General features: G+C 70.8%; 5 protein-coding genes and 1 pseudogene. 3 read left to right on the forward strand and 3 right to left on the reverse strand.

Going from position 1 to position 5789, the window contains the following annotated elements; all coding sequences use genetic code 11:
• Positions 1-278 precede the first annotated feature (278 nt).
• Entirely contained in the window at positions 279-1421 is a 1143-nt protein-coding gene (locus tag AB0C29_RS30365) for a hypothetical protein (protein ID WP_360827245.1), read from the forward strand.
• A 4-nt stretch (positions 1422-1425) separates the two neighbouring features.
• Here the strand turns inward: AB0C29_RS30365 and AB0C29_RS30370 are convergent, their stop codons facing one another.
• From AB0C29_RS30370 to AB0C29_RS30380, 3 genes are all read right to left on the reverse strand, one after another.
• Positions 1426-2334, reverse strand: coding sequence for an FCD domain-containing protein (locus AB0C29_RS30370; protein ID WP_360827248.1), 909 nt, complete (start codon positions 2332-2334; stop codon positions 1426-1428).
• A gap of 378 nt (positions 2335-2712) precedes the next feature.
• Entirely contained in the window at positions 2713-3393 is a 681-nt protein-coding gene (locus AB0C29_RS30375; RefSeq protein ID WP_360827251.1) for a hypothetical protein, read from the reverse strand.
• Positions 3365-4348, reverse strand: a complete 984-nt coding sequence (locus AB0C29_RS30380; protein ID WP_360827254.1) for a helix-turn-helix domain-containing protein — start codon at positions 4346-4348, stop codon at positions 3365-3367. Before AB0C29_RS30380 ends, AB0C29_RS30375 begins: the two co-directional genes overlap by 29 nt.
• A gap of 62 nt (positions 4349-4410) precedes the next feature.
• Between AB0C29_RS30380 and AB0C29_RS30385 the strand changes: the two genes are divergently transcribed.
• Complete coding sequence (locus tag AB0C29_RS30385; RefSeq protein WP_360827257.1) at positions 4411-5391, forward strand: aldo/keto reductase; 981 nt, start codon at positions 4411-4413, stop codon at positions 5389-5391.
• Between the two features lie 46 nt (positions 5392-5437).
• Positions 5438-5789 (forward strand): annotated as a pseudogene (locus AB0C29_RS30390) (two-component response regulator); the annotation flags it as partial.

Raw genomic sequence — 5789 nt, forward strand, 5'->3', positions numbered from 1 at the left:
ACGGGCGGCGGTGCGGACGGGCGGCGGTGCGGACGGGCGGAGGTGCGGACGGGCGGAGCTGCGGACGGGCGGCGGTGCAGACGGGCGGCGGTGCGGACAGGCGGCGGTGCAGACGGGCGGCGGTGCGGACAGAGGAAGGCACGGACACGCGCAACGGGCAGCCACCACACCCACAAACCTGCCGATCAACCAATCCACCATGGACGATCGACGGACAGACGTCAGGCGCACGGACCCGCAGAGTGGCGATGGAACGCCACATTCTGGAGGGGGAGAAGATGCGTCCAAGCAGATTCCTGACCACAGCCATCATCGCCACACTCGCCGCAACAGCAGGACCCACATCGGCCGCCCACGCCACCACCACCCCGATAACCCCACAAGACGTAGGCACCCTAGGCGGCGCCTGGAGCAACCCCACCGCCCTGAGCAATTCCGGCTACCTGGTCGGCTCCAGCGAGACCGCCTCCGGCGCCACCCACGCCTTCCGCTGGCGGAACGGCCACCTCACCGACCTCGGCACCCTCCCCGGCGGCGGCCCGAGCTACGCCGTCGACGTCAACGAACGCGGCGACGTCGCCGGCACAGCCTTCACCGCAGCCGGCATCGCCCGTCCGTTCCTCTGGCGTCGCGGCGTCCTGCGTGACCTCACCGCCGTCACCGGGGACGGGATCTCCGTGACCGGGCTCAACGACCACGGCCGCGTCATCGGCACCCGCTACACCGCCACCAGCGGACAGTACGGCCAGGCGTTCGTCTGGCGGGACGGCGTCGCCACCGATCTGCCCGGGCTCGGTGGGGACACTCTCGCCGATGACATCAACAGTCGTGGTGACATCGCCGGTTCCACCATCAGTGCCGACGGCGCTGAGACCGAGGCTGCGTTGTGGCGGGACGGGCGGCTCATCCGGCTCACGCCGCCGGTCGGGATCGCCAGCATCGGCGTCGACGTCAACGAGCAGGGCCAGGTTGTCGGCACGGTGCGGGTGCCGGACTCCGGCTGGCACGCGTTCCTCTGGGAGAACGGTGTCTTCACCGATCTCGGCGCGCTCGGCGGGACCGAGAGTTACCCGGTCGGGATCAACGACCGGGGCCAGGTCGGCGGCAATGCCGGCGACAACTCCGACCTGCGGGCGGTGCGCTGGCACCGGGGTACGGCGACCGACCTCGCCGCGCTCAGCGGAGTCAGCGGACTGGCCACCGCGATGAACGCGGCCGGGAACGTGGCCGGCGTGGCCGACCTGGGCGGCAGCCGCGGCGTCGTCTGGCGGGGCGCCGGCGTCGTCGACCTCGGCCCGCTGGACCGTGGGGTCACGGCCGGCTCGGTCCAGTTCATCAACGACCGTGGTCTGGTGGCGGGCACCATCGCTGTCACCGGGGAAGGTGCGCACGCCGTCGTGTGGGACATCGGAAGGCGTTGAGCGGTCAGATCTCGCCCGCGATCGCGCTGATGGCGGCGGCGAAACCGTCGCGGTCCTCCTCGTGCAGCATCGCGAGATCCATCTCGTCCAAGGCTTCCCTGATCGCGTAACGGCGGACGCGTGACCGGGTGCCCCCGCGGACCTCCTCGAGGATGGCGCGGGAGAACGTCTCCGCCGCCTCGGGGAGGCCCTGCGCGACGCAGTGGGCCAGGCCCAGGTGCAGCCACAGCGACTCCTCCTCCGGCACCTCGGGGAAGTTGCTGACCGGGCCGGCGGGTCGCACCTTGCCCGCCGGCCCGCTCGCCGCGCGCTCGATGCGGTAGTTGAGTGCCTTGGTCACCGGGGCACTGAGAGCCACGAACATGTCGTTGCCGGACCCCTTGAGCAGCACCACGTGGAAGTCCTCGTCCGTGGCGCGGTACCGCTCGCGGTGCCGGCCGCCGGCCTCGCCCGGGTCGCGGAACTCGTCCCGGGCCAGGCCCAGCCGTTTGAGCCGGCGGCTCAGACTGATCAGATCCCGGCACACGTCCGCCGACGGGTGCTGGGCCGCGAGGCGGGCCGCCTCCGGCTCCACCGCCTCGCGCAGCTGGGTGAGCAGGTCCATCTGGACGCGCGGAGCCACCTGGTGCCGCCACTCGATGACGTCCGGGTCGAACGGGTTCCACTGCTCGACCGGCTGGACCTTGGCCCCGACCCGGGGCTGCAATGTCACCAGGCCCTTGATCTGCAGGACCTGGAGCACCTCACGGGCCAGGGCGCGGCTGCCGCCACTCTGCTCCATCACGTAGTCGAGGCTGACCACATCGCCGGGGCGGAGCTGGTCACCGGCCGCGATCAGGTCGCCCAGGATGCGCACGGCGGCGCGTCCGGAGCCCCGGGTCTTCTCCTCGGCGTCCACATCGGTTTCTGCCATGAACAAAATCTAAACATGAGGACCGGTGTTTCCGGAATAGCCAGCACGGTGCGGCGGTCTGAGCCCAAAGATCAATTCCATCCGGTACGGAGGTCAGCAATGGAGATCCATTCTGGCCGTACCAGAAGACGTTATGTTTCATTCTTTTAAAGGGATAGCGTCGGTGCTAGCGTAGAAGTCACGTCCCGGAAAACAAACCGGGGGCAGGCGATCTCACCCGCCTGTCCCCGGTCCTCCGGCCGGCAATTCCGACCCTGTGCAGGGGTCGGTTGCGTCGCGCGGAACCATGCCCTTCGACGCTACCGCGGCTCCCTGCCCAGGTGCCAATGCCACCCGCGTGCCGCGGGTCGCACCCACCTCAGGAGGGATGCACCATGGTCAGCGTTCAACCCCGGCGGCCCCGATGAACCCCGGCGCCGTCCTGACATTCACCGTTGTGCTGGCGTCCTTTGTGCTCGCGGTGGTGGCGGCCGCGATAGCGGCGGCCCTGCACCGAGCCAACGGCGCCACCTGGCCCCGGACCTGCCTGTCCGCCATCCCCTGGTTCGGCGTAACCCTCGCCGGCGCGATCGCCACTCTCTCCAGCCTGTTGAACTGAGACACCGGAGTGCGGCCGATCGCCACTGTCTTCAGCTTGTTGAACTGAGACACCTGAATGCGGCCGATCGCCACTGTCTTCAGCCCGTTGAGCTGAGACACCGGAGTGCGGCCGATCGCCACTGTCTTCAGCTTGTTGAGCTGAGACACCGGAGTGCGGCCGACCGGCACTGCCTCCAGATTGCCGAGCCGAGACACGCAAGTGCGGCCGACCGAGGAGAAAAGGGGGCTGATCTGCGACCGGCGGTCGAGGTGGCGGGCAAGAGGCGGCCGCTCCAGGGAATGTACGGTCGAATTCGGCGAGGCCGGTACACAAGACCGGCGATGGCGAGATCCGCAGAAAATGGCGGCCTGAGCCAGATGATGATCACCGGAAAGGATGATCGGACGGCCGAAGCAGAAGTGCACAAAGACCCAGGAGCAGGGCGGCGGATCAGCCCGCACCGCCGCCCAGCTGCTCACCCAGCCCGGTCCGCAGATACTCCAGCTTCCGCCCGACCCGGGAACCGGCGATCAGCCCGGCATCCCGCAACGTCGTCAAATGATGAGAAGCCGTCGCCGCGGCCAATCCCAGGGCCGTCGCCACTTCACCGGTGCTGTGCGGCACCGCCAGCAGCGTCAGCACGGCCGCCCGGGTCGGCCCCAGCAACGCCGCCAGCGCCGCCGTCGGTTCGCTGCGCGCGGTGCCGTCCCACAACGCCCCGTAGCCCCTCGGCGGATACCACAACGCCCGGCCCTGCGCCGTCTCCGTCACCGCGAACACCTTCGGCCCGGCGAAGCCCGACGGCAGCAGCGCCAGCCCGTGACCGTCCAGGCCGAACTCGACCTCCCCGCCGCTGTGGCCGATCCGCAGCGCCGTCTCGTCCCAGCTCAGGCTCGGGTGCAGGTCGCGGATCAGGGCCCGCGGCCCGTGCTCGGTCGCCGCCCGGGCGCGGTGGGCGATCTCCGCCTCCGCCGCCGTGCGCAGCCTCGGCCAGTACGGCGCCAGCGCCAGCTCGAAGTACTGCCGGATCTCGCGCAGCAGCACCGCGAGCCCACCGGCCGGGTCGCGTTCGAAGCGGGCGATCACCGGCGGCACGTCCGAGACTCCGCGCCACGCGTACGCCACCTCCCACGCCACCTGGTCGAGGGGCGTCTCCGCGATCACCGCCAGCTCGTCGCGCAGCAGCGGCCGGGCGGACGCGGGCACCGGGCTCAGGAAGTCCGGCACCCAGCCCTGCCGGCGGGCCACCACGGCGAGGAACGTCTCGAGCCGGGCCGCTGCCAGCACCGGGCGCACCTGCGCGCGCCAGGAGGCGTACATCCAGAACTGGTCCGGTTTGGCCAGCGCCACGCTGCTGGCGATCACCTCGGCCATCGGCGAGTGGGCGAACCGGACGCCCGCGAGATCGGCGGGGGCGAATGCGAGCCGGATCATCCGACCATTCGAGCACGGTCGAACGGCTCGGGCCATCGCGAATCCGACCCTACGGTCGTGTCATGCGTTACGTGCACCTCGGCCGTACCGGTCTGCGGGTCAGTCGTCTCTGCCTCGGCACCATGAATTTCGCCTGGCAGATCGGCGAACCCGAGTCCCATGCCGTCCTCGACCGCGCGCTCGGCGCGGGCATCAACTTCGTCGACACCGCCAACATGTACGGCCGGGAGACCGGCGACGGGCTCAGCGAGCGCTTCATCGGGAGCTGGCTGGCCCAGTCCGGCGCGCGCGACAAGATCGTGCTCGCCACCAAGGTCTACGCGCCGATGAGCGACTGGCCCAACGACGGCGGCCTCTCCGCGCGGCACATCATCGCCTCCTGCGAGGCGTCGTTGCGCCGGCTGCGCACCGACTGGATCGACCTGCTGCAACTGCACCACATCCAGCGGGACACCCCGTGGGAGGAGATCTGGCAGGCGATGGAGACGCTCACCGGACAGGGCAAGATCCGGTACGCGGGTTCGTCGAACTTCGCCGGCTGGCATCTGGCCCGCGCCCAGGCCGCCGCCGACCGGCGCCACTATCTGGGGCTGGTCAGCGAGCAGCCCAAGTACAACCTGTTGACCCGGCACGTCGAGCTGGAGGTGCTGCCCGCCGCCCGGGAGCTGGGCATCGGCATCCTGCCGTACTCCCCGTTGCACTTCGGGGCGCTGTCCGGCGCGTTGCGCAAGCAGCGCGAGGGCAGCACCGGCCGCAGCGTCCTGCACGCGCCGGAACGGGTCGAGCCGCACCGCGCCGCGCTGGAGCAGTTCGAGAAGCTGTGCGCCGGCCTGGGCCAGGAGCCGACCACGGTCGCGCTGGCCTGGCTGCTGTCCCGGCCCGGGGTGACCGCGCCGGTGCTCGGCCCGCGCACGCCGCAGCAGCTGGACCTGCCGTTGCTGGCGCTGGACACCGAGCTTGCCGCGGAGACCCTGGATGAGCTGGACCGGATCTTCCCGCCCGTCGGCAACGGCGGTCCGGGCCCTGAGGCGTGGGCATGGTGACGGGGGTACGCCTCAGGGCCCGGTTTCCCTCACGAAAGCTGCCGGGGTGCCGATCACAGGGCTCGTGCAACCGGCGGAGTTCGACGACAGCACCGCGGAGTACTGGGCGCGGCAGATCCGGATCGGTGCCTCGGTCGCCGCCGGGGTGACCATGCTCGGCTGCGTACGGGTGGCCGTGGACTGGGTGCCGGACCGGCGCTGGCTGCTCGGTCCGGTGCTCGCCGCGGCGCTCGTGCAGCTCGTGGCCGCCCTCCTGCCGTGGGCCCGCCTCGTCCGCAGCGCCCGGGTCCGCAGCTGGCTGGTCCTCTGGTGGGCCGCCGAGCTGCCGCTGCTGTTCCTGTTCTCCCGGCTCGACCAGGACGGGCTGATGCTCTACCTGCCCGGGGTCGCCCTGATCC

The organism is Actinoplanes sp. NPDC048791 (assembly GCF_040650095.1).
In the GTDB taxonomy this organism is placed as follows: Bacteria; Actinomycetota; Actinomycetes; order Mycobacteriales; family Micromonosporaceae; genus Actinoplanes.

What these genes read in the sequence shown, in the direction of transcription:
- AB0C29_RS30365 (WP_360827245.1), top strand. Translation starts at nt 279, where the DNA reads ATGCGTCCAAGCAGATTCCTGACCACAGCCATCATCGCCACACTCGCC.
- AB0C29_RS30370 (WP_360827248.1), bottom strand. Translation starts at nt 2,334, where the DNA reads ATGGCAGAAACCGATGTGGACGCCGAGGAGAAGACCCGGGGCTCCGGA.
- AB0C29_RS30380 (WP_360827254.1), bottom strand. Translation starts at nt 4,348, where the DNA reads ATGATCCGGCTCGCATTCGCCCCCGCCGATCTCGCGGGCGTCCGGTTC.
- AB0C29_RS30385 (WP_360827257.1), top strand. Translation starts at nt 4,411, where the DNA reads ATGCGTTACGTGCACCTCGGCCGTACCGGTCTGCGGGTCAGTCGTCTC.